This is a genomic window from Exiguobacterium sp. s131 (assembly GCF_018617345.1).
In the GTDB taxonomy this organism is placed as follows: Bacteria; Bacillota; Bacilli; order Exiguobacteriales; family Exiguobacteriaceae; genus Exiguobacterium; species Exiguobacterium profundum.
On record NZ_JACSJX010000002.1, the window covers coordinates 1 to 21,323 of the forward strand.

Below are 21,323 nucleotides of genomic sequence, written 5' to 3' on the forward strand. Positions count from 1 at the left end.
CGCCAGCGTTCGTCCTGAGCCAGGATCAAACTCTCCAAAGAATTTGATATAGCTCTTAAATTGACGAAGCTTGCGCTTCATTCAAAAATGGTAAAACTTTTTTTGCCTCATCGTTCAGTTTTCAAAGTTCGTCAGTTTAAATGGTGGGCCTAAGTGGACTCGAACCACCGACCTCACGCTTATCAGGCGTGCGCTCTAACCGGCTGAGCTATAGGCCCATAAAAAAGAATGGTGCACCCTGAGAGATTCGAACTCCCGGCCTTTAGATTCGTAGTCTAACGCTCTATCCAGCTGAGCTAAGGGTGCATATGGTGCGGTCGAGAGGACTTGAACCTCCACGGTGTTAACCACCACTAGGCCCTCAACCTAGCGCGTCTACCGATTCCGCCACGACCGCAGCGTATAAAGTTAAAAAAGAAAATGGTGAGTCATGCAGGGCTCGAACCTGCGACCCTCTGATTAAAAGTCAGATGCTCTACCAACTGAGCTAATGACTCAAATAAAAAGCTGGGCTGGAAGGGATCGAACCTTCGCATGTCGGAATCAAAATCCGATGCCTTACCACTTGGCTACAGCCCAACGTAAATGGCGGTCTTGACGGGATTCGAACCCGCGATCTCCTGCGTGACAGGCAGGCATGTTAACCCCTACACCACAAGACCAGATTACGTTTTTATTTGAAATGGTGGAGGATGACGGGATCGAACCGCCGACCCCCTGCTTGTAAGGCAGGTGCTCTCCCAGCTGAGCTAATCCTCCATATATGGTGACCCGTACGGGATTCGAACCCGTGTTACCGCCGTGAAAGGGCGGTGTCTTAACCGCTTGACCAACGGGCCAGTGTATGTGTCTTCTAAGTAATTTAAGTGGCGGAGACGGAGGGATTCGAACCCTCGCACCGGTTTCCCAGCCTACTCCCTTAGCAGGGGAGCCCCTTATAGCCTCTTGGGTACGTCTCCAAAATAAAATGGCTCCGCAAGTAGGATTTGAACCTACGACCTACCGGTTAACAGCCGGTTGCTCTACCACTGAGCTATTGCGGAACGTTGCTTGAAATTATCGAAGTAACGATTTATATTGTAACCGCAAACCAGAAACCTGTCAATCACTTTCTTAGAAAAACGTTTATTTCGCGTGCCGTTTCTCGACGACTTCTATAAGATATCACGGCACAAAAAGACCGTCAACACTTTTTCTAAAAAAAATCAGGTAAAATGAAAAACATTTTACCTGATTCGAGTTTCTTCTTATTTAATGCTCGGTGCAAGCATCGTTAAACTAATCCGTCCACGATTCACATCGACTTGTTCGATCCACACGGTCACGATGTCACCAACCGCCACGACATCTAATGGATGCTTCACGTATCGATTCGATAATTTCGAAATGTGGACCAAACCATCCTGTTTCACCCCAATGTCAACGAACGCGCCAAAATCAATGACATTCCGGACGGTTCCTTGGAATTCCATACCGACTTGAAGGTCTTCGAGACTCATGACGTCCGTGCGTAGTAATGGTTTCTGGATATCTTCTCGTGGGTCACGACCTGGTTTGGCTAATGATTTCAAAATGTCTTCGACTGTCGGAAGTCCCGCTTCTAGTTGTTCACTCAAAGCTTTGGCATCGACTTGTTGCAATCGTTCTCGAAGCGCAGCCGTACCGACCTCTGACTTTGAAGATCCGATCTCTTTTAAAATCGATAACGCAAGTGGATAGCTTTCCGGGTGAATCTCTGTCTGGTCGAGAACGTCCTTCCCGTTCATGATCCGTAAGAATCCAGCTGCCTGTTCAAACGCCTTCGCTCCAAGACGAGGTACTTTCTTAATTTCCTTTCTCGTTTCAAAGCGTCCATTCTCTTCACGATATGCCACAATATTTTTCGCCGTCGTTTTATTGAGTCCTGAGACGTACGTCAATAAAGACTCGGAAGCACGGTTCACATCGATTCCGACCATGTTGACCACGCTCTCGACGACGAACTCTAAGGAGGCTTTCAGTTTATTCTGGCTGACGTCATGCTGATATTGTCCGACACCGACTGATTGCGGGTCGACTTTGACAAGTTCCGCCATCGCATCTTGAATTCGACGTGCAATCGAAACGGCTGACCGTTCCTCAACTTTCAAATCCGGGAATTCACTTCGTGCGACTTCCGATGCCGAGTAGACACTTGCCCCCGCTTCGTTCACAATCGCGTAAGCAATATCACGTTCCGCTTTCTTCAACCAGTCGGCGACGAATTGTTCCGTCTCCCGTGAGGCGGTTCCGTTTCCGACGACGATGACCGAGATTGGATATTTCTTCGCGAGTCTCGTCAGTACTTTTTCAGCGCCGGCGATATCATGTTTCGGTGCCGTCGGATAGAAGACACCGACCTCTTCGACTTTTCCGATTTCATTGACGACTGCCCATTTACAACCAGTTCGATAAGCCGGGTCGATTCCTAGGACGACGACCTCTCGAAGTGGCGGTTGCATATAGAGTTGTTTCAAGTTTTTTGAGAAGACGTCGATTGCCTGCTCTTCTGCCTTTTCTGTCAGCTCCCCACGAATCTCTCGTTCGATGGCGGGGAAGACCGACTTCTTGTACGCCTCCGTCACAGCTACCTCGACAACCTCACGCTTTTCTTTCGGAAGTCGTTCGTATGTACGGAGGGCTTGATCCATGAAGCGCGACTCGTCAAACACCACCTTCACTTGGAGCACGTCCGTGCGTTCCCCACGGTTCAAGGCGAGTACACGGTGCGGGACAATGCCAGCAATCTTCTCTTCATATTCATAATACTGCGCAAAAATCTCTTTTTCGTCTTCCGCTTGTTTTTTCTTCTTCGAGCGCAAGAGTCCTTCTTTTCGTACACGATCGCGAAGCATCTGGCGCAGTTTCGCTTCTTCGCCCCATTCTTCGCCGATGATCGCATGAACGAGCGGCAACGCCTCTTCTACCTCGACGTCTTGAGAAAGTTCTTTTACCTTGTCCGAAGAATAGGGTGATTTGTCCCGGAACCAGTCCGCAAGCGGCTGCAGTCCTTTCTCACGTCCCTGTTCTGCTTTCGTGCGTCGTTTTGGACGATAGGGCAAGTAGATGTCTTCCACTTGTTGAAGGGTTGTCGCCGCCTCTAACGCTTTCGTTAGTTCAGGCGTGTTTTTTTCCAACTCTTCTAATTTAGCCAGGACATCCGCCTTGCGTTTTTGCAGGCTCTCTTCATATTGAAGAGCATCCAAGATTCCTTTAATTTCAACTTCGTCCAAATTCCCCGTCATTTCCTTCCGATAACGGGCCATGAACGGAATCGTTGCCCCTTCAGATGCGAGCTGCTGAACCGTCTCGACTTGGTTCACTTTCAAGTTTAACGCGTTAGCCACTTTCGTAATCACTTGAATCACTTCCTTTTTTGATCTCTTTCAAAGTGTAGCAAACATTCAAACAAAAAAGCGATGACTCGATTAGTCATCGCTTGAGAATACTTCATTGAGTGGGACCTTGATGGCTTCACGCAGCTTTTCGAGTGCTCGCCGTTGCAAACGGGACACATGCATCTGCGAGATTCCAAGAAGTTCTCCTGTCTCTTTTTGACTCATATTCTTATAGTAGGCGCATTCCAAGATGGCGCGTTCACGCTCGTTTAAGACATTGAACGCTTTCTCTAGAATGAGGCGCTGGTCGACCGATTCATACCCGCGCTCTTGGCTACCGACCAAGTCGAGTAATGTGACCGTACTACCTTCGTTATCCGCTTCGATTGAACTATCAACCGACAAGGCTTGATAACTTTTGCCCATCTCGAGCGTTTCGAGAATTTCTTCATCGGAAACGCCAAGGTGGTCGGCAATCTCATCGATTCGTGGCGAACGTTGTAATTCGGTCGTCAACTCTTCGACCGTCTTTTTAATCTTTGGTCCGAGTTCTTTGATTCGACGCGGTACGTGGACACTCCACGTCTTGTCGCGAATAAATCGTTTGATTTCCCCGATGATGGTCGGGACAGCAAACGACTCGAAGCTACGACCAAATTCCGGGTCAAATCGACGAAGTGCCGCCAGTAACCCAATCATCCCAACTTGCACAAGATCGTCGTGAATCGCACGACCACGCGAGAATTTACGCGCGAGTGCTTCAACGAGGTCAGAATAGCGGTTGATGAGGAGCATTTGCACTTCTTCGTTTTGATCGTCTTGTTGATAGCGTTCAATCCACTCTAGTACCTCGTCATCACTGTGATGGCGTTGTTGAGATTTTGCTGGCACTCTGATCCACCTCGTCCCTATTGAGGAGTTTTGTCATCGTCACTTTGACACCGTTGTCTTTATTGATCGAGACATCGTCCATTAATGCTTCGATCAAGAAGAGACCAAGTCCTCCTTCATGGAGCGATTCAATTTCGGTCGTCTCTTCGACCGGAGCGGCTTGACGCTTCACATCATCTGCGAACGTCTTGCCGGAATCCTCAATCGTGATTTCAAGACGATCTGCATAGACGCCACAAGCGAGTTTGACCTCTCCATCTTGATGATCGTCATAAGCATGTTGGACGGCGTTGCCACATGCTTCCGAGACCGCGATTTTAATATCTTCGATCTCGTCGTACGTATATCCCATACGGTTAGCGATTCCTGAAACGACTAATCGAACCACACCGACATATTCGGGTTTGGCCGGGAACGTCATGACCGTCTGTTCAACATTATTCATTGCGTGCCACCTCTTACGTTCGAATTAATAGAAAGAAGTTTGTGAAGACCCGTCAATTCGAACAGACGATTGACTCGGTCTGTGACTCCGACAAGTGACAACTCTTTTTCGTTACGCGTGGCAATCTTTAATGCCCCGACGAACACGCCAAGACCTGTCGAATCCATATACTCCACTTCGTCTAAATGAACGACCACATCTTGCTCACTGATGGCCGGATGCAATACTTCTTTCAATTTTGGTGCAGTATATGTATCCACTTCTCCGGATACGTAAAGGTGTAATTGTTCTCCAATGACTTGCTCGCGAATCGCTAAATCCATCGTCTATTCCCTCCTAAATGTCCGTACAGAAAAATTGAGTACGATTAACTTAAATTCCCCTCTAACAAAATCTTAAACCACTTTTTTTAAAAAGTTTAAAAAAAGACCGATACCTATGTACCAGTCTTATCTATGTAAGGCTAGAGAGGGATCAATCCCATACTGATCTCTAGCGCTCTGTCCACTTTATGCATCGTCTCATCATCGAGATGAGTGACTTTATCCGTCAGACGACGCTTATCAATCGTTCGAATCTGTTCAAGCAAAATCACAGAGTCTCGTTCGAGTCCGTGCTTCTCTTGATATACTTCCACATGAGTCGGCAGTTTTGCTTTTTGAATCTGAGCTGTAATCGCAGCGACAATGACGGTCGGGCTAAAGCGATTGCCGATGTCGTTCTGTACGATGAGAACGGGTCGAACGCCACCTTGCTCTGAGCCGACTACGGGCGACAGATTCGCATAAAACACGTCACCACGCTTTACGATCACGTTGCTCACACCCCACTTACTTGACGTAAGAGAGCGTGTTCGGCTTCGGTTTCAATCATTAGCATCTCTTCTGCCATATTCAAGTTAAACGCGGCCATCTCTTGATAGCCTCTCGCCAATTCTTCACGCAGTGTTTGTTGTCGATCAGCAATTTCTTTAGACAAGTATGTCACTACATCGTTCAAGGACAGTGTTTCACGGTCTTTCATCGAAATCGGACCCCCTTGTTGCGAGAACCGATCTGGGACGGACGCTAGCGCACCCGCAGTTCGCTGCTTCAACATCTTACACCTCCAGAATCGTTTCATGGACTGGCGGAAATTCTCCCGCGTTCTTTATCAATATAACACGCGGGAATGGGAAAATATAGAGAAATCGAGAAAGAATTCAGATAATTTCACACGATTTATGATTCACACATAAAGACGTGGCAATCGGCTCGTGAATTGGCAAACGATCTCATAGTTGATCGTCCCAAGATATGAGGCGAGTTCATCAATGGCGACGTTTCCACCGACAAGGGTCACGTCCGTCCCTACAGGAAACTCCTTTGGAAGTCGGATCATGAAGCGGTCCATACAGACGCGTCCCACGATCGGACAACGAATCCCATTGACCTCCACTTCAAATCCGCTCGCCTTTCGTAACCAGCCGTCCGCATATCCGACCGGAACGGTACCAATCCATTCATCGGCTGACGTTGTATACGTCGCGCCGTAACTGATTGTCTGACCTGCCTCTAGCCGCTTCACCTGCATGAGCTGACTTTTTAGCGTGAAGGCCGGGCGCAGGAACGAATAGAACGTCTCCATCTCACGTGACGGATATAACCCATAGAGCGCGATGCCGACACGAACCAGATTATAAGGAACATCTTGTCCGGCCATTCGGATTGCACCGGCCGAGTTCGACGTATGGATATAGCGGAACCGCTCGTGGAGCCCATCCATCAAAAGCTCGAACCGCTCTTGCTGTGTATAATACAGATTGCTATCGAGCTCATCCGCCGTTGCGAAGTGGGTATAGATTCCTTCCACCACAAACGAATCGGTCGCTTCTTCAAGTAAGGCATCCAACTGTTCACGGGTACGAAGTCCGAGGCGTCCCATCCCGGTATCGACTTTGATATGAACCGTCAACGGCTTTTCTTCTATATATGGAGCTGCCTCTTGTAACCATTCAGCAGAAAAAACAGACAACGTGATTTCCTGTGCTGCCGCCACTCCGGCATATTCAGGGAATTGCGCTTCCATGACGAGAATCGGTGCTTCGATTCCCGCATCGCGGAGTTCGAGCGCTTCCTCGAGTAACGCGACCCCGAGCATCGTCGCTCCGTTCTCAAGGGCAATTTTCGCCACTTCGACGGCCCCGTGTCCGTAGGCGTTCGCTTTGACGACCGCCATGAGGTCCTGCGGAATCCGTCTCGTTAATTCTTTTATATTATGGACGATGGCCGCCCGATCAATCTCGATTCGACTAGGACGAAACATGATGTCCCTCCTCTTCTAAGATGACTTGTGCGATGGCGTATGTTTGACTATGGCTGATGCTGACATGGATTTTCCCCGCAAACGGCGCGGTCATGACAGGTCGACCCGTCTCATCCGGTAAAATTTCAATATGACGCCACGATAACCCGTGTGCGATGCCAGTCCCGATTGCCTTGGCGTAAGCTTCTTTCGCGGCAAAGCGACCCGAGACAAACTCGATTTGACGCGGGAGCGGATACTGTTGAGACAGTTCATATTCCGCATCGGTGAGCAGCCGTTTTAAAAAACGTGGTTGTTTCATCGAGCGAGCCATCCGATCAAGCTCGACGATATCGACTCCGATTCCTACAATCACAGGACACTCGCTCCTTTCCTTTTTTCCCCGTTTCCTTATACAATTGAGGAAAGAGGTGATGTTATGTTTAGTCGTACGGAAAATGTTCAAACGTTTGTACGGGCATATCCACTCGTAACGCTGTTCATTGTAATCCAACTCCTTGTGTTTGTCATCGATTCTTTCGCTCCTGGTTTACGAATCGTGGCGACGGGAGGGTCGTTCCATTTGGCACTCGCGGACGGACAATGGTACCGCTTGGTCACGGCCAACTTCATTCATTTGAGTCTCGGTCACTTGCTGTTCAACTCGTTCGCACTGATCATCTTCGGACCGGCGATGGAACGAATGGTCGGACACGTGAAATTTGCCTTGTTTTATGTATTCGCTGGAGCGCTCGCCAACCTGCTCACGTATTTCACTGTCAGCAACTTGTTTTATCTACAGGCCGGGGCGTCAGGCGCCATCTTGGCCATTCTCGGATTCTACGTATTCATCGGTCGTTTCCGTCGCACGTTGATGTACAGCCAAGATGCCCGCTTGGTCTACATCTTCGTCGCTATCAGTGCCGTTTTCACATTGATTGGTTCGAACGTTTCCCTTTGGGGACATGTGTACGGATTCTTGGCAGGATTCTTACTTGCCATCCCACTCTCACGTTTCACCGTCCCGTATACGCGCCCGATGCGCTACGGGAAGTATAAGCAACGTTCTTACACGCCCCCTGTCATTCATTCCGGGGACGGAAAGTGGTTTTTCTACATCATCATCGGACTGGCCATCTTCGGATTATTGGCACAGTTCTTATAAAGAAGGTACGAAAAATGGCCAAGCGAAATCGCTTGGCCATTTGATTAGATTTGATTTTTATGACGAGCCTCTTGAAGCGCATCCACTAAGTCTTTCACGTCTTCGACGAGGTTTTGAATCGTATCTTGGTTTTCTTCGTAAAGCGATTTCCATTCCATGACACGGTCTTTCAAGTTGCCTTTCGATGACGCTTGTAGACCGACCGCATGTGCCTCAGTCGACGTATTCGATGATTTCAACTTCGACTTGATGCCTTTCAGTTGTCTCACTTGTTGATCGCGCGTTTCGCTATGGAGAAGTGATGTTGCCGCGCCGATTACCGCACCCGCAGCCATCCCCAACCAGAAATAATTCTTGTTCATAAAAATCCTCCCCTAACATGACGTTATCTTTTATTATAGATTATCTGACTCACTGACGACATAGTGTTTTATGACGGGACCTGCACCGCGATGTTCGACCGCTCGCTTCAAGCGGTCTTCAAGGATTGCATAGTCCGCCGTATCACGAAAGTGTTTCCCACCAGACGTGAACTGAATAAAGACGACGGCATGATTATCATCCGGGTCGACACCTAATCGGTATGCCGAAAACCCATCATGACTGACACCGAGTGGCGCCTTTTCCGTCAACAAGTGGTGAAACAACAGGGAGCGGGCATTCTCATCTGCGGGAACGTTCGCGTATAAAATGTTCCCTTTTTTCACGAATTCGCCCGACGCCTCTTCAATTTCAAACACTTTACCGCTCTTGAACGGAGACTTCTCTCCTTCTGCGAGCAAAATCGTTTCGTGTCCATTCGCCGCGATGACGCCTGGCTCCTTTCGAAGACGCTCCGCCACGCTGCCTGACGCAAAAGTCATATAGAGCTTAGACAAGTTCCTCACACCCTTTCGCGAGTGTGATGTCTTTCTCCGTAATGCCCCCTTCGTCATGGGTCGAGACGGTCAATGTCACGTTCCGATATTCAATCAAGATGTTCGGATGATGATCGAGCGATTCAGCCAAATCTGCTACAAGATGCACGAACTGAATGGCCTCCGGAAATGTTTCCAGCCGATACGTCTTTTGAATCTCCCCGTTCACTTCTTCCCAACCGTTCAACCGTGACAGTTCCTCTGTCAATTCACTTTGCGATAATACCATCGTCACAATCCCCTTTCCCTATACAGTCTACTGTCTTAATCTACCCAAACCGAAGAAAAATAATCTTCCGTGCATGATGTATAATGAATTAGAATGAGATGGACAGCCATCATTTTCATTACGAGAGAGGAGCATCTCCCATGCGCACATTGATTGTTATTGATTATACATTTGATTTTATCGCAGACAGTGGTCGTTTGACTTGTGGGAAACCCGGGCAAGAGATTGAAGAACGGATCGTCGAATTGATCGGGACATTCGCAACGGATGACTATGTCGTCATCGCGAACGACGTCCATGATGCAGGTGACACGTTCCACCCTGAAACGACGTTATTCCCACCGCACAATATCCGCGGGACAGAGGGCCGTGAGTTGTACGGTTCTGTGAAGGAAGCTGCGAAACAGGCAGACCACTGGATTGATAAGACACGTTATAGTGCCTTTGCCGGAACTGACCTTGACCTGCGTCTTCGGGAACGCGGAATCACAGAAGTTCATCTCGTCGGTGTCTGCACGGATATTTGTGTACTCCATACAGCCGTAGATGCCTACAACCTCGGTTATCAAATCGTCGTCCATGCCGATGCCGTTCAAAGCTTCAACCCGGTCGGCCATGAATGGGCGCTCGAACATTTCGTCACAACACTCGGTGCGACAGTCGTCGGAAAGTGACGTAAAACAGAAAGGAAATCATATGTTACATCGTAATTTAGCCCTTCACACAGATCTTTATCTTCCACGTTGGATGTATATTTACTGGAAGCAAGGTCGCCATAATGAAAAGGTCGTCTTCGACCTTTACTATCGCTCGAATCCATTTAGTGGTGGTTATGTCGTCTTCGCCGGACTCGAGAATATCGTTCACTACTTAGAGAACGTCTCCTTTACGGAGGCGGACATCACCTATTTGAAAGAGCAACTCGGATTCGAAGATGAATTCGAAGACGTCTTACGGAACTTCAAGTTCACTGGTTCACTATATAGTGTTCGCGAAGGAGAAGTCATCTTCCCACATGAACAAGTCGTTCGGATTGAATCGACCATCTTTGAAGCGAAGCTGTTCCAAACGGCGCTACTCAATATCGCGAACCACGAATCACTCATTGCCACGAAGTATGCACGCATTCGTCAGGCTGCTCCGAACGAGACACTCCTTGAAGGAGGAGCTCGTCGCGCGCAAGGTGTCGATGCGGCTTACTACGGAACACGTGCGGCTTACATCGCTGGTTTTGATGTGACAAGTCTCGTGTCAGCCGGTCGTGACTTTGATGTCCCGACAGGAGGAACGATGGAGCATGCCGACATTCAGTTCCATGATGATGAATTGAGCGCATTCCGTTCGTTCGCTGAGATGTACCCGGACAACACAAGCCTTCTCATCGATACGTATGACACACTCAAGTCTGGTCTGCCGAACGCGATTACGGTCGCAAAAGAGCTCGAGGCGAAGGGCCATCGTCTCAAGTCAGTACGACTCGACTCTGGGGACCTCGCCTACTTGTCGAAGCGTGCCCGGAAGGCGTTGAATGAAGCAGGGCTCGACTACGTCAAAATCGTCGTCTCTGGGGATTTGGATGAGTATGTCATCCAGGACTTACGGATGCAAGGTGCAGAGGCCGATACGTTCCTCGTTGGGACACGCGGCATCACGGCTTACGAGCAGCCTGCACTCGGGATGGTCTATAAGCTCGTCGCGCGTGAGGATGAATCTGGTGAATTAAAGCCGGTCATCAAAGTATCTTCTTCCAAGGTGAAGACGACGACTCCTCACAAGAAAGAGTTGTATCGCATCATCGACAACGAAACGAAAAAGTTCAAAGGCGACTATATCGCCCTCGCCGATGAACCGGTCGAATCGTACACCGAGATCGACTTGATTGACGTCCGTGACCCGGCCTTCAAGATCAAGACACGTAACTTCAACGTGAAACGCTTGTTGCAACCAATCTTCCTTGATGGGAAACGCGTATACGACCTTCCAAGCACAAGTGAGATTCGTGCATATCATCACGAGCAGATGAACGGATTGTGGGAAGAATACAAGCGTCTCCGTTTACCGGAAGTGTATTCGGTGACGTTCAGCAAGCCACTATGGGATTTAAAACTCGATATGATTCGCAAAACGCGGGTACCAAAATAAAAAAACGGCTGTGGGTGCATACCCACAGCCGTTTTTTTATACCATTGTCATCTCGCCTGCTTGGCTTTGATCTTCTTTTCTCCGAAAGTAAAGCGCCATCGACAAAGAGAGCAATATCAAGACAAAATAGACGGTCCGTTGCCAAAACGTCGCTTCGGTGTCTCCTTGGAACAACGCAATGATATAATCGCTCCCACTGACTAAAAACAATCCGGCAAGCAAGAGAAAAATCCGATAGCCGGCCCGACTCCGCTCCCGTTTCACTTTGAAGAAAAGGACACCATAATAGACGATTGCGAGAATCGTCACATACCCGATTACGCCAACAACCCAACTCATCTTGATGCCTCCCTCACTCTCTATTTTTCTGTTTCTTCCCCGTTATCTTAACACATTCTATTCCTCAGACTGTGTTAAGATGGTCTAAAGAAAACGCGGAAAGGAACGATCTTATGAAAACGTTTCGCCTCGTCCAAGTCCGACTCGTCCAAGACGAATACGGCAATGAACTGAATTTACCGATCGATTTACTCGATGGGTTAATCATCTCGAAGGAGCACGATTCAGAATGGCTCCTCGAAATGCTCGTGCCCACCGAGTCGGCTGTCACGCTCCATCATTACTTAAACAAACGCATCCTCATCCTCGCTGAAGCCGTCATCACGTCGCCAACGAACGCCCCGGCTGCACTCGCTTTGACGTTCACGAGCGAGCGTGCCTTGAACGACCATCATACGTTTGTCGCTGAAGGACTCATGTTGATGCCGAAACAAGACACGACGAAGCAAGTACTCGATTCGTTGATTCAAGATGGCGTCGCCACCTCGAATTTAAAGCCCGCCTTCTTCGAGAAAAAAGTCGAAATGCAACAATCGTTCAGTCGCTCCGCTTTCAATCAATTGGTCAAAACCGGGTCATTCGAATAATCGGATGACCTGTTTTTCTTTCCCCAAAACCATTCACCTTTCAAACTAAAAAGACGGAGAAACATCTCCGCCTCACACGTAGATAAAGAATAGGATGATCATCATCGTCATCCCGATCACTTTTAAGAGCGTGCTGCCGAGAAAGGCGAGAACGGTGCCGACGCCGATGCTCCACGCTTCACGTGTCGTCTTCCCAAGTGTCAACTCCGCCAAGAAAGCGAAGATGAACGGGAAAATCAAAACCCCGACGAGCGGGAAAATAAACGGTCCCGCAATCAAACCGATTGTCGCACCCCATTTCGCTCGCTCCGAACCGCCTCGCTTATCCACTGTAGCCCGGGTGACGACATAGTCGACGCCGAACAAGAAGACGAGGAAGACCGATTGCCATACCCAGAATGTCCAGGTCAATGGTTCAAACGAAAAACCGAATCCATAAATCATGTATCCGATGAACAAGAACAAGACACTCGGGATGACTGGATAGATGAGTCCTGCAAAAGCGACCACAAATGATGCGATAATGAATACCCATAGTAAGGTCGTCATGACATTCTCCTCATTTCATAATGGTCGGATCGGTGATATGGTCAGCCACGTTGACCGCCTTCACTTCAAACCGACCTTGTTGATGGGTGATATAGTTCGAGCAGGCGTTTCGCATGGCGTGACGGAACGTATATGCCCCATCGATGGCAGAGAGCACCGCTTTGATTGCATGAGAATGGCAGACGACAATGATGCGTTTGCCAGAATACGTATCCACCAAATGAGTCATTCCTTCTAAGACCCGGGTACGCATCTCGTCTTCCGTTTCGAGACCGGGAATCTGATTCTGGTCATCCGCTTGAACCGCCTCGTAAATCCCTTTCACGGGTTGCCCGGATGCCGCTCCGAATTCACGTTCAATGAAACGCTCATCTAGCAGAATCGCTTTATGTTCGATGCCACAGGCTGTCGCGATGGCTTGTGCGGTGTGAACCGCACGTGACAAGGGACTCGAGACGATGACGTCCCACTTCTCCTGACTCAAAAAAGCTGCACTCTCCTCTGCCTGTTGACGTCCGAGTGCATTCAACGGGTTATCTTCACGCCCTTGAATAATTTCTAAACGGTTCCAATCAGTCTGGCCGTGTCTGACTAAACATAACTCTGTCACTACTTCCACTCCTTACTCTTTCAATCATCCCCCATCGTACCATCTTCCTTAAAAATCGCAACGTCATCCGAGACATTCTTCAATAAAACGATTGATTCGGGCCATGAGTTGCTCTTCTTTGATTGGATTATCCGATTGAAGGAAGCTCGCAAGCGAGTGGGTTCCATTCGGAAAGGAGATGAGTTGAACGTTCGCGCCGACGTCACTCGCATGTTCGACGAAGTGAAGCGCTTGGCCGAACGGGACAATCGGATCTTTCTTCCCGTGTAGCAGTAAAATCGGCGGGGCATCGGCATATAGATGGGAGACCGGGGAGCATTTTACCATCAACTCACGCCATTCCTCACGGCTTCCTTCATAGAACTTTAAGTGAGCGAGCCACGTCTGGATAAATTTGAACAATAAAAAGTTTGTCGGTGGATACAAGGCGATGACCCCTTTGATGGTCGGGAGGTCGTCTCCCAAATCGCCCGCAAATTGTCGATGACGATCGAGCGCAGCCGCAAGCATGAGCGCGGCGCCTGCTGAGTCCCCCCAAACGAGTAGTTGACTTGTATCTAGCGTCAATAACGATTCATGTTGTTTCAAATAGCACAGGGCATCAGAAACATCAAAAATATTGTCAGGGAAGTACACCCCGTCTTCAAATAGACGGTAATCGATGCTGACGACCGCGATCCCTTTCCCCAAAAAGTGGTCGAGCAACGGATGAAACAGTGTCACCATACTCCGATTCCCTCTGACGAACGCTCCCCCATGAGCATATACCGCCACCGGGAACGGTCCTTCCCCAGGGGGGAGATACAAATCAAATTGGAGCGGACGATCGTGAACAATTTTATACGTGTACGTGTGGCGCCGGCGTGTTGTCGGTTGAATCGGCAACTTGGGTTCTTGCCATCTGACAAGGGACCCGTACTGACTCCACACGCTAGCCCCGGCTGCCGTCGCCGCAGCAATCGCCGCACCCCCGACAAACCAGACAGTCTCCTTTCTCATACAATCCACTCCTCGTTCCTTTTTTTAATCATATTCCCGCTTTTTTCAAAAATCTATCCATCAGAAGTCGGACTTGACGTGCTCCGAAGCTCACACTATAATATTACTCGCAGTCATAAAACGTAACAGTTACGATTTAATATTCAGATAACTTGAAAGGTGGAAGATGGAAGATGAAGAAAACTTGGTTAGGCGCAGTCGCAGCCGGTACGCTTTTACTCGGTGCGTGTGGAAATACCGAAGGAGACAACGCATCTGAATCGACAGATGGTCAACTGACCGTCTTCGCTTCAACGTTTGCATTAAAATCATTAGCCGAAGAAATCGGTGGGGACCGCGTCAACGTGGAGATGGTCATTCCACCTGGGGCTGATCCGCATACGTATGAGCCAACTTCAAAGCAAATGACACAAATCGCAGAAGCCGACCTCTTTTTGACGATTGGTCATGACCTTGAACCTTACGTCGAGTCTATGGAGAAGAGTTTAGATGGTCAGAACGTCGCCTTCGTCAAAACAGCCGAGAACGTGAAGTTACTTGATGCGGCGGATACCGTCCATGTCCATGAAGAAGAAGGACATGCTGAAGACGACCACGCTCATGAAGAAGACGCACATTCTGAAGACGAACATGCTCACGAAGAAGGAGACGGTCATAGTCACGGTCAATACGATCCCCACGTTTGGCTCGATCCAACGAATGCTGTATCGATGGCAGAAGCGGTCGAAGCCGCATTCAGTGAGGAAGCACCCGACTATAAGGATGAGTTCGCAGAACGATTAAGCACCTTCAAAGACGAAGCGAACGCCCTCGATGCGGAATTGAAGGCAGCGGTCGAGAACGGTTCGAAATCCGAGTTACTTGTAACGCATGCCGCATATGGCTATTTGGCTGAACGCTATGGTTTCGATCAGTTGCCGATTGCCGGACTTACACCGTCTGAAGAGCCGTCACAACAAGCTCTCAAACGGATCATCGAGGAAGCCCGTCTCCACGACTTGAACTATATCGCATTCGAAGACACGGTCACACCAAAAGTGGCCGAAGTCGTGAAACAAGAGATCGGCGCAGAGAGCGTGACGATCTATAACTTGGAATCGGTCACGAAAGAACAGATGGACAAGAGCTACTTCGACTTGATGCGTGAAAACGTCAAGGCACTTGAGACAGCGTTGAAATAATCAAAATCCCGAAACGAGTCACCTCGCTTCGGGATTTTATTATGCTTCTATTCGTCGGTCTAACATCTTCATCGTGACGAGAAGCAGGAGCAGTAGCGATACGATGACGCTCATCATCCAGAAGTCCTCGTCCATGAAGAATGATCGTGTCCACTCTCCTGTACTCAGTCCTAACCACGCTTGACTGACACCAACGCCAATCAGTGCGATTGCACCAAAACGAACCCATGTCATCTGTGGAACGAATCGTTTGCTGACTACATAACTATTCAATACTAAAAGACCGACATACGCGATAAGAAGGACGTTCCAAACTGTATCGAATAGCACCGGTGCCACCCCTCCCGTCACAGCATACCCCCACGTCATGAAGAATACGATGAATGAGATGAGTGTGATGCGATAAAGCGGCTTGATTTTCGTTTGATACGCAAGAAACGGATTGATGATTATCCCGAGCCAGATGAGTGTGCCGAACACATCCATGAGCAAATCCCCTTTATACCATTTATTAACAGTATACCATGGGAATTCACTTTCATTCATAATAAATCAAGACGAATTCTTCCTGGGACGAAGCGATCTCACAAAACTGTTGCAACCGGGTCCAATCTTCCCAAATCATCTCGAATTCATCTTTTGCAACGAATGCCATGTCTTTCACATCATCTCGCCCGAACGCATGCAACGTATCTTTGACGATATGAAGTAACTGCGGGGTCAAGATACCGACCACGACCGCCTGCGCCTCATTGACAATCAACTCTTCGCCGACGAGCGCCATTTCCATGTTATACGTGTCGGCCCCGTCGATATATACCTCGATTTGACTAAGTACGCGTTGAAACGGTTCCACATTCGGAAGCGTCAGCGTATCGTCCCGATCCCGATATTGCTCATGCATATGAATCAACCAGTCTAAAATCATCTCCGGATCCTGATTAAATGACACCCAAACTTCTGGGGAAACACGTACATAATGCGTCGTCTCCATACATGAACGCCCCCTTTTTATGACATTACCCGTCTTATATATGTAAAAAAACCGCCTACTTGAATTCGTAGACGGTTCCTTATATCAAGAACGACTTGTTCCTGTTTGTTGTTCCTCTGTTTCGCTTTCCCAAGCTTCGATGTATTCACGACCAGGAAGATTTTCAACCGAGTCGACATAGAAAACTGGGTCTTCTCCTTCGCGTCGCTGTGCCAAGTAGTCATCGAGAACGGCGCGAGCCACTTTCGCCAAGCGGAAGATGGCATACAAGTTCACGAGTGCCATGAGACCCATGAACACGTCAGCAATCGACCAGACGAGGCCGGCAGAGCGGACCGCACCAAACAAGACCATTCCGACGACACCGATGCGATAGAGCGTAACGTAGATTTTCTTATCCGAGATGAACTGGATGTTCGTCTCACCGTAGTAGTAGTTTCCAAGAATCGAACTGAATGCGAACAAGAAGATTGCAATCGTCAAGAACGATGTTGCGACTGATCCGATTTCTGCTGTCAACGCGGCTTGCGTCAATTCGACACCCGCGAACGACTCTGAACCGGCTACGCCTGAAATCAAGATGATCATCGCTGTCGATGTACAAACGAGCAATGTATCGACAAATACGCTAAACGATTGAATCAATCCTTGTTTGACAGGGTGCGATACTTCCGCTGTCGCAGCGGCGTTCGGTGCAGAACCCATACCCGCTTCGTTCGAGAAGAGACCTCGACGAATCCCTTGAAGTACCATGGCGCCAATCGCCCCTCCGAAGAGTTGCTCAATTCCGAGGACTCCTTCTGAGAAGATGAGGCTGAAGACGTCTGGTAGAAGGGAAACGTTCGTCACCATAATCCAAATCGCGAGTAAGATGTAGCCACCTGCCATGACCGGTACGATGATACTCGACAAGAGTGCGATCGATTGGATCCCACCGAAGACGACAATGGCCGTCACAATCGCGAGGACAACCCCAACGACTGTTGTGCTGATGCCGAACTGGTTACTCACAGAGAGTGAGATCGTATTCGACTGTACCGAGTTGAACGCGAATCCGAATGAGAACGTGATTAAAATCGCGAACAAGACACCTAGCCAACGTTGGCCGAGCGCACGCTCCATATAGTAGGCAGGTCCCCCACGCCATGTGCGTCCATCACGAATCTTGTACACTTGTGCCAACGTACTTTCGACGAATGCAGATGCTGCCCCAATCAACGCAATGAGCCACATCCAGAAAACTGCTCCTGGGCCACCTAGCGCAATCGCTGTCGCCACACCGGCAATGTTACCCGTCCCTACACGAGCTGCCGTTCCGATTGCGAAAGCTTGGAACGAAGACACTTGGCCTTTTTCACGTGCTGTGCCCTCTTTGAACAAGAGGCGGAACATTTCAGGAATCATGCGGAACTGAACGAAGCCCATACGAACTGTAAAATAAAGACCTAACGCGACAAGTACAACGATGAGCACTTGCGACCACAACAAATCGTTCGCTTGCGAAACGAGTTTCTCTACCAATTTCTCCATACTAATCCTCCATCACTCTAAAAATCTCAATAGAAAAAGTCATGTCAACTTTCTTAACATGAATTGAATTATAGGTAAATTATACGAAAGTTGCAATATTAATTCGTTTTTCAATATCACCTCGACTCTTTCTAAAAGCAAAAAACGAGCCGGGGAGCGCATCGCAATCCGACTCGTTTTCTATTTCGTTTAGATAAAGAGGTTTAGGTTACCGCCTTCTGCTGCGCCGAGATACGCCGCCACACCACCAAGGTCGACCCCATCAATCAACTCTTCTTCTTTGATACCCATGACATCCATTGACATCGTGCAAGCTACCATTTTCACGCCCGCTTCTTGCGCCGACTTGATCATTTCTTCGACAGAAGGAACGTTCTTATCGCTCATGACTTTCTTCATCATTTTTTGACCGACACCACCGAAGTTCATGTTCGAAAGTGGAAGTTCGCCGGCATGCCCTGGCATCATCATGCCGAACATTTTCTCAAGACCTTGCTTTTTCACTTCCGGCGCGTCCGGTTTGCGGATGACGTTGAGTCCCCAGAATGTGAAGAACATCGTCACGTCTTTCCCCATTGCGGCAGCACCTTGCGCAATGATGAGGGATGCGAGTGCGCGATCGAGGTCTCCGCTGAAGACGACCATTGATGCACCGTCTCCTGCTGGTGCGCCCGCTTGTGGTACAGCCGGACCTTGTCCTTTTTGAAGGATGGCTTCAACGCGTCCGTTCACGAATTGTTTCGAGACGAGTTTGTTTCCTGTCTTCTTCGCCCATGCTTCGATGTCTGCGAAGAATCCTGGGTCACTCGCGAGCACGCGGAGCGTTTCGCCTTCTCCGAGTTCTGCGACTTTCTTATTTACTTCTAAAATAGGTCCCGGGCATTGTAGACCACACGTGTCTAACACGACCGCTTCCCCGATTGGTGCATTTGTCATTTGTGTTGGCTCCTCTTCTACAACGGTAGCCGCTGTTTCATTTGATGTGTTCGCTTCTTCAAGCGCCTCGAAATCACGATTGATTTGCGACCACGTCTTGTAGCCACCGCTCAAGTTTTTCACCTTGAAGCCGTTTTGACGTAAGATGCGTGATGCGAGATAGCCACGAAGACCGACTTGGCACGTCACGTAAATGGTTTCATTCCGGTCGTAGTTGTCCAAGTTTTCTCGTAATGAGTTGAGTGGTACATTGATCGACCCTGGAATCTTTCCGAGTTCATGCTCGGATTCATCTCGAACGTCTAATAACGTCGCTCCATTTTCCACGAGCTCATCGATTTCATCCCAATGCACGACTTCATTGTCACCGTGGACGACGTTCGACGCGACATACCCGATCATATTGACCGGATCTTTCGCCGAGCTGAACGGTGGTGCGTAACTGAGCTCAAGGTCAGGTAGATCGAGGACCGTCAAACCACCCTTCATAGCTGTCGCAATGACGTCGATGCGTTTATCGACTCCATTGATTCCGACACCTTGCGCACCATAGATTTCACCCGTTGTCGGGTGGAACAAGAGTTTAAGCGACACAGGTGTCGATCCTGGATAATAACCAGCATGCGAACCTGGATGCACGTGAACAGCCTCATACGTCTTGCCAGCCGCCTTCAACCGTTTTTCATTCCATCCTGTCGATGCAACCGTCATATCAAATACTTTGGCGATCCCCGTTCCCATCGTTCCATTGTATTTCACGTCGCGGCCGTTAATGATATCGGCAACGAGACGGCCTTGACGGTTCGCTGGCCATGCGAGTGGCACGACAGTTGGTTCTTTGAAGACGTAGTCGAGTACTTCGACCGCATCCCCGATCGCGTAAATATTCGGGTCTGATGTGAGCATCTTTTCATTAACACGAATGGCACCGCGCGTACCTGTTTCAAGTCCTGCTTCACGCGCAATCGTCGATTCCGGTGTAACACCGATCGACATGATGACCATATCTGTATCGATGACACGACCGCTTGTCAAATGAACTTTCTTTCCTTGCTCTGAGAACGAAGAAACGCCATCAGACAATTGAAGCTCGACGCCATGCAAGCGCATGTGTTCATGAATTGGCGCCACCATCTCACGATCGAGCGGCGTCATGACTTGGTCTGCCATCTCAACGAGCGTCACCTCAACGCCACGCTCACGTAAGTTTTCTGCCATCTCGATCCCGATGAAGCCTCCACCGATTACAGTCGCATGCTTTGGTGCCTTGTCATCGACGTAGCCACGGATTTTATCTGTATCCGGAATGTTGCGAAGCGTGAAGATGTCTTCTGCCTCGTCGATTCCAGGGATGTTTGGACGAATCGGTTTCGCTCCCGGTGACAAGATGAGGACGTCGTATGACTCGTCATACGTTTCGCCTGTTTGGACGTGTTTCACCGTCACCGTTTTCTTGTCACGGTTGATTTTGACGACTTCCGTCAAATTGCGGATATCGAGTTGGAAACGCTTGTTCATCCCTTCAACGGTTTGAACGAGGAGTTTTTGACGGTCTTGGATAACGTCCCCGATATAATATGGAAGACCACAGTTCGCGAACGAGATGTACTCTCCACGGTCGAACATGACGATGTGATTCTCTTCATTCAAACGACGGAGTCGTGCAGCTGCAGATGCACCACCTGCCACCCCACCGACGATTACGATTTTTTTACTCATTGTCCATTTCCTCCTCTGACGACTTCTCCTGGCCAACTCATCAAGCCATCTTCTATATTGACCACTTTATAGCCTTTCGCCTCCATTTGCCAAGTCGCTTGCGTGCTACGCGCACCTGAGCGGCAAAGAACGACATATTCTTCAGCTGGATCGAGCGTGTCGATCCACTCTGTCATTTCGGATAACGGATAGTTTTTCGCGCCTTCAATATGTGCTTCTTGAAACTCGTCACGTTCTCGGACGTCGACGATATTTACAGGCACTTCAAAGTCCATTTGACGTTTTAAAGCGGATGCTTTCATCGTTGATCTACCTTTCTTTTTTCAATTCGATTTATACCATTCGGCTTAGTTGCTGGCGTTCAACAAGTTTGTGATTTGTTGAACATTTCGCTTCCACGTCATTAATATACCCCCTTAGGTATTTAATTGCAAGAAATAAGTTTTACGAA

At 48.8% G+C, this 21,323-nt stretch carries 25 protein-coding genes and 10 tRNA genes; 5 read left to right on the forward strand and 30 right to left on the reverse strand.

The window, feature by feature from the left end; translation table 11 throughout:
• Positions 1–141: 141 nt before the first annotated feature.
• From KNO69_RS10545 to acpS, 18 genes are all read right to left on the reverse strand, one after another.
• Positions 142–218 (reverse strand) — tRNA-Ile (locus KNO69_RS10545).
• An 11-nt stretch (positions 219–229) separates the two neighbouring features.
• Positions 230–306: transfer RNA gene (locus tag KNO69_RS10550), tRNA-Arg, on the reverse strand.
• A gap of 3 nt (positions 307–309) precedes the next feature.
• A tRNA-Leu gene (locus KNO69_RS10555) sits at positions 310–397 on the reverse strand.
• A 24-nt stretch (positions 398–421) separates the two neighbouring features.
• Positions 422–497 (reverse strand) — tRNA-Lys (locus KNO69_RS10560).
• 10 nt (positions 498–507) lie between these two features.
• Positions 508–579 (reverse strand) — tRNA-Gln (locus KNO69_RS10565).
• A gap of 7 nt (positions 580–586) precedes the next feature.
• Positions 587–662 (reverse strand) — tRNA-Asp (locus KNO69_RS10570).
• A 21-nt stretch (positions 663–683) separates the two neighbouring features.
• A tRNA-Val gene (locus KNO69_RS10575) sits at positions 684–759 on the reverse strand.
• A 5-nt stretch (positions 760–764) separates the two neighbouring features.
• Positions 765–839 (reverse strand) — tRNA-Glu (locus tag KNO69_RS10580).
• Between the two features lie 28 nt (positions 840–867).
• Positions 868–959: transfer RNA gene (locus KNO69_RS10585), tRNA-Ser, on the reverse strand.
• Between the two features lie 9 nt (positions 960–968).
• Positions 969–1,043, reverse strand: a tRNA-Asn gene (locus KNO69_RS10590).
• Positions 1,044–1,247: 204 nt separating this feature from the next.
• On the reverse strand, positions 1,248–3,377 hold the full coding sequence (locus tag KNO69_RS10595; RefSeq protein ID WP_214817923.1) for a Tex family protein: 2,130 nt from the start codon (positions 3,375–3,377) through the stop codon (positions 1,248–1,250).
• A gap of 69 nt (positions 3,378–3,446) precedes the next feature.
• Positions 3,447–4,247 (reverse strand): RNA polymerase sigma factor SigB, encoded by an 801-nt coding sequence (gene sigB / locus KNO69_RS10600; protein WP_015880560.1) that lies wholly within the window; start codon positions 4,245–4,247, stop codon positions 3,447–3,449.
• Positions 4,213–4,692: an anti-sigma B factor RsbW gene (gene rsbW, locus KNO69_RS10605; RefSeq protein WP_015880559.1), complete on the reverse strand. Its 480-nt coding sequence runs from the start codon at positions 4,690–4,692 to the stop codon at positions 4,213–4,215. The genes sigB and rsbW overlap by 35 nt, the downstream gene beginning before the upstream one ends.
• Entirely contained in the window at positions 4,689–5,015 is a 327-nt protein-coding gene (locus KNO69_RS10610; protein WP_015880558.1) for an STAS domain-containing protein, read from the reverse strand. The genes rsbW and KNO69_RS10610 overlap by 4 nt, the downstream gene beginning before the upstream one ends.
• Before the next feature lie 140 nt (positions 5,016–5,155).
• On the reverse strand, positions 5,156–5,506 hold the full coding sequence (locus KNO69_RS10615; RefSeq protein WP_026824472.1) for a type II toxin-antitoxin system PemK/MazF family toxin: 351 nt from the start codon (positions 5,504–5,506) through the stop codon (positions 5,156–5,158).
• 5 nt (positions 5,507–5,511) lie between these two features.
• A complete protein-coding gene (locus tag KNO69_RS10620; protein ID WP_078146158.1) occupies positions 5,512–5,790 on the reverse strand; it encodes a hypothetical protein in 279 nt (92 codons plus the stop codon).
• Positions 5,791–5,919: 129 nt separating this feature from the next.
• Positions 5,920–6,996, reverse strand: a complete 1,077-nt coding sequence (gene alr, locus KNO69_RS10625; protein WP_214817926.1) for an alanine racemase — start codon at positions 6,994–6,996, stop codon at positions 5,920–5,922.
• Positions 6,983–7,351: a holo-ACP synthase gene (gene acpS, locus KNO69_RS10630; protein WP_031424460.1), complete on the reverse strand. Its 369-nt coding sequence runs from the start codon at positions 7,349–7,351 to the stop codon at positions 6,983–6,985. Before acpS ends, alr begins: the two co-directional genes overlap by 14 nt.
• A gap of 63 nt (positions 7,352–7,414) precedes the next feature.
• Between acpS and KNO69_RS10635 the strand changes: the two genes are divergently transcribed.
• Entirely contained in the window at positions 7,415–8,140 is a 726-nt protein-coding gene (locus KNO69_RS10635) for a rhomboid family intramembrane serine protease (protein WP_078146156.1), read from the forward strand.
• A gap of 44 nt (positions 8,141–8,184) precedes the next feature.
• On the opposite strand, the gene KNO69_RS10640 is transcribed toward KNO69_RS10635, so the two are convergent.
• The 3 genes from KNO69_RS10640 to KNO69_RS10650 are packed head-to-tail and all read right to left on the reverse strand — an operon-like array spanning position 8,185 to position 9,286.
• Entirely contained in the window at positions 8,185–8,502 is a 318-nt protein-coding gene (locus KNO69_RS10640) for a YtxH domain-containing protein (protein ID WP_214817928.1), read from the reverse strand.
• 33 nt (positions 8,503–8,535) lie between these two features.
• Entirely contained in the window at positions 8,536–9,018 is a 483-nt protein-coding gene (locus KNO69_RS10645) for a hypothetical protein (RefSeq protein WP_251124949.1), read from the reverse strand.
• Positions 9,011–9,286: a 4a-hydroxytetrahydrobiopterin dehydratase gene (locus KNO69_RS10650; protein ID WP_078146155.1), complete on the reverse strand. Its 276-nt coding sequence runs from the start codon at positions 9,284–9,286 to the stop codon at positions 9,011–9,013. The genes KNO69_RS10645 and KNO69_RS10650 overlap by 8 nt, the downstream gene beginning before the upstream one ends.
• A gap of 140 nt (positions 9,287–9,426) precedes the next feature.
• Between KNO69_RS10650 and KNO69_RS10655 the strand changes: the two genes are divergently transcribed.
• Entirely contained in the window at positions 9,427–9,960 is a 534-nt protein-coding gene (locus tag KNO69_RS10655; protein ID WP_214817930.1) for a cysteine hydrolase family protein, read from the forward strand.
• Between the two features lie 22 nt (positions 9,961–9,982).
• Positions 9,983–11,428 carry a nicotinate phosphoribosyltransferase gene (locus tag KNO69_RS10660; protein ID WP_078146154.1) on the forward strand — a complete coding sequence of 482 codons (1,446 nt, stop codon included), beginning with the start codon at positions 9,983–9,985 and terminating at the stop codon, positions 11,426–11,428.
• A gap of 36 nt (positions 11,429–11,464) precedes the next feature.
• Here KNO69_RS10660 and KNO69_RS10665 read toward each other — a convergent pair whose 3' ends face one another.
• A complete protein-coding gene (locus KNO69_RS10665; protein WP_031424443.1) occupies positions 11,465–11,767 on the reverse strand; it encodes a 7TM diverse intracellular signaling domain-containing protein in 303 nt (100 codons plus the stop codon).
• A 113-nt stretch (positions 11,768–11,880) separates the two neighbouring features.
• On the opposite strand from KNO69_RS10665, the gene KNO69_RS10670 reads away from it, so the two are divergent.
• Entirely contained in the window at positions 11,881–12,354 is a 474-nt protein-coding gene (locus tag KNO69_RS10670; RefSeq protein WP_214817933.1) for a YwpF-like family protein, read from the forward strand.
• A gap of 72 nt (positions 12,355–12,426) precedes the next feature.
• Here the strand turns inward: KNO69_RS10670 and KNO69_RS10675 are convergent, their stop codons facing one another.
• The 3 genes from KNO69_RS10675 to KNO69_RS10685 form a co-directional block, all read right to left on the reverse strand.
• Positions 12,427–12,903, reverse strand: a complete 477-nt coding sequence (locus tag KNO69_RS10675) for a DUF456 domain-containing protein (RefSeq protein WP_031424439.1) — start codon at positions 12,901–12,903, stop codon at positions 12,427–12,429.
• Between the two features lie 10 nt (positions 12,904–12,913).
• Positions 12,914–13,513, reverse strand: a complete 600-nt coding sequence (locus KNO69_RS10680; protein ID WP_214817936.1) for a histidine phosphatase family protein — start codon at positions 13,511–13,513, stop codon at positions 12,914–12,916.
• Between the two features lie 63 nt (positions 13,514–13,576).
• The gene (locus KNO69_RS10685) at positions 13,577–14,512 is read right to left on the reverse strand and encodes an alpha/beta hydrolase (RefSeq protein ID WP_214685162.1); all 936 of its coding nucleotides are present in this window, start codon (positions 14,510–14,512) and stop codon (positions 13,577–13,579) included.
• A gap of 173 nt (positions 14,513–14,685) precedes the next feature.
• Here KNO69_RS10685 and KNO69_RS10690 point away from each other — a divergent pair, with 173 nt between their 5' ends.
• Positions 14,686–15,693 carry a metal ABC transporter solute-binding protein, Zn/Mn family gene (locus KNO69_RS10690; protein WP_214817939.1) on the forward strand — a complete coding sequence of 336 codons (1,008 nt, stop codon included), beginning with the start codon at positions 14,686–14,688 and terminating at the stop codon, positions 15,691–15,693.
• A 39-nt stretch (positions 15,694–15,732) separates the two neighbouring features.
• Here the strand turns inward: KNO69_RS10690 and KNO69_RS10695 are convergent, their stop codons facing one another.
• The 5 genes from KNO69_RS10695 to KNO69_RS10715 all read right to left on the reverse strand — a co-directional run bounded on the left by KNO69_RS10695 (position 15,733) and on the right by KNO69_RS10715 (position 21,174).
• Positions 15,733–16,179, reverse strand: coding sequence for a hypothetical protein (locus KNO69_RS10695; protein ID WP_214817942.1), 447 nt, complete (start codon positions 16,177–16,179; stop codon positions 15,733–15,735).
• 52 nt (positions 16,180–16,231) lie between these two features.
• Entirely contained in the window at positions 16,232–16,687 is a 456-nt protein-coding gene (locus KNO69_RS10700; RefSeq protein ID WP_214685157.1) for a hypothetical protein, read from the reverse strand.
• 84 nt (positions 16,688–16,771) lie between these two features.
• Positions 16,772–18,217: an alanine/glycine:cation symporter family protein gene (locus tag KNO69_RS10705; RefSeq protein WP_196430365.1), complete on the reverse strand. Its 1,446-nt coding sequence runs from the start codon at positions 18,215–18,217 to the stop codon at positions 16,772–16,774.
• Between the two features lie 189 nt (positions 18,218–18,406).
• The gene (locus tag KNO69_RS10710) at positions 18,407–20,872 is read right to left on the reverse strand and encodes a CoA-disulfide reductase (RefSeq protein WP_214817945.1); all 2,466 of its coding nucleotides are present in this window, start codon (positions 20,870–20,872) and stop codon (positions 18,407–18,409) included.
• Positions 20,869–21,174: a rhodanese-like domain-containing protein gene (locus tag KNO69_RS10715; RefSeq protein WP_015880530.1), complete on the reverse strand. Its 306-nt coding sequence runs from the start codon at positions 21,172–21,174 to the stop codon at positions 20,869–20,871. Before KNO69_RS10715 ends, KNO69_RS10710 begins: the two co-directional genes overlap by 4 nt.
• Positions 21,175–21,323: the final 149 nt, after the last annotated feature.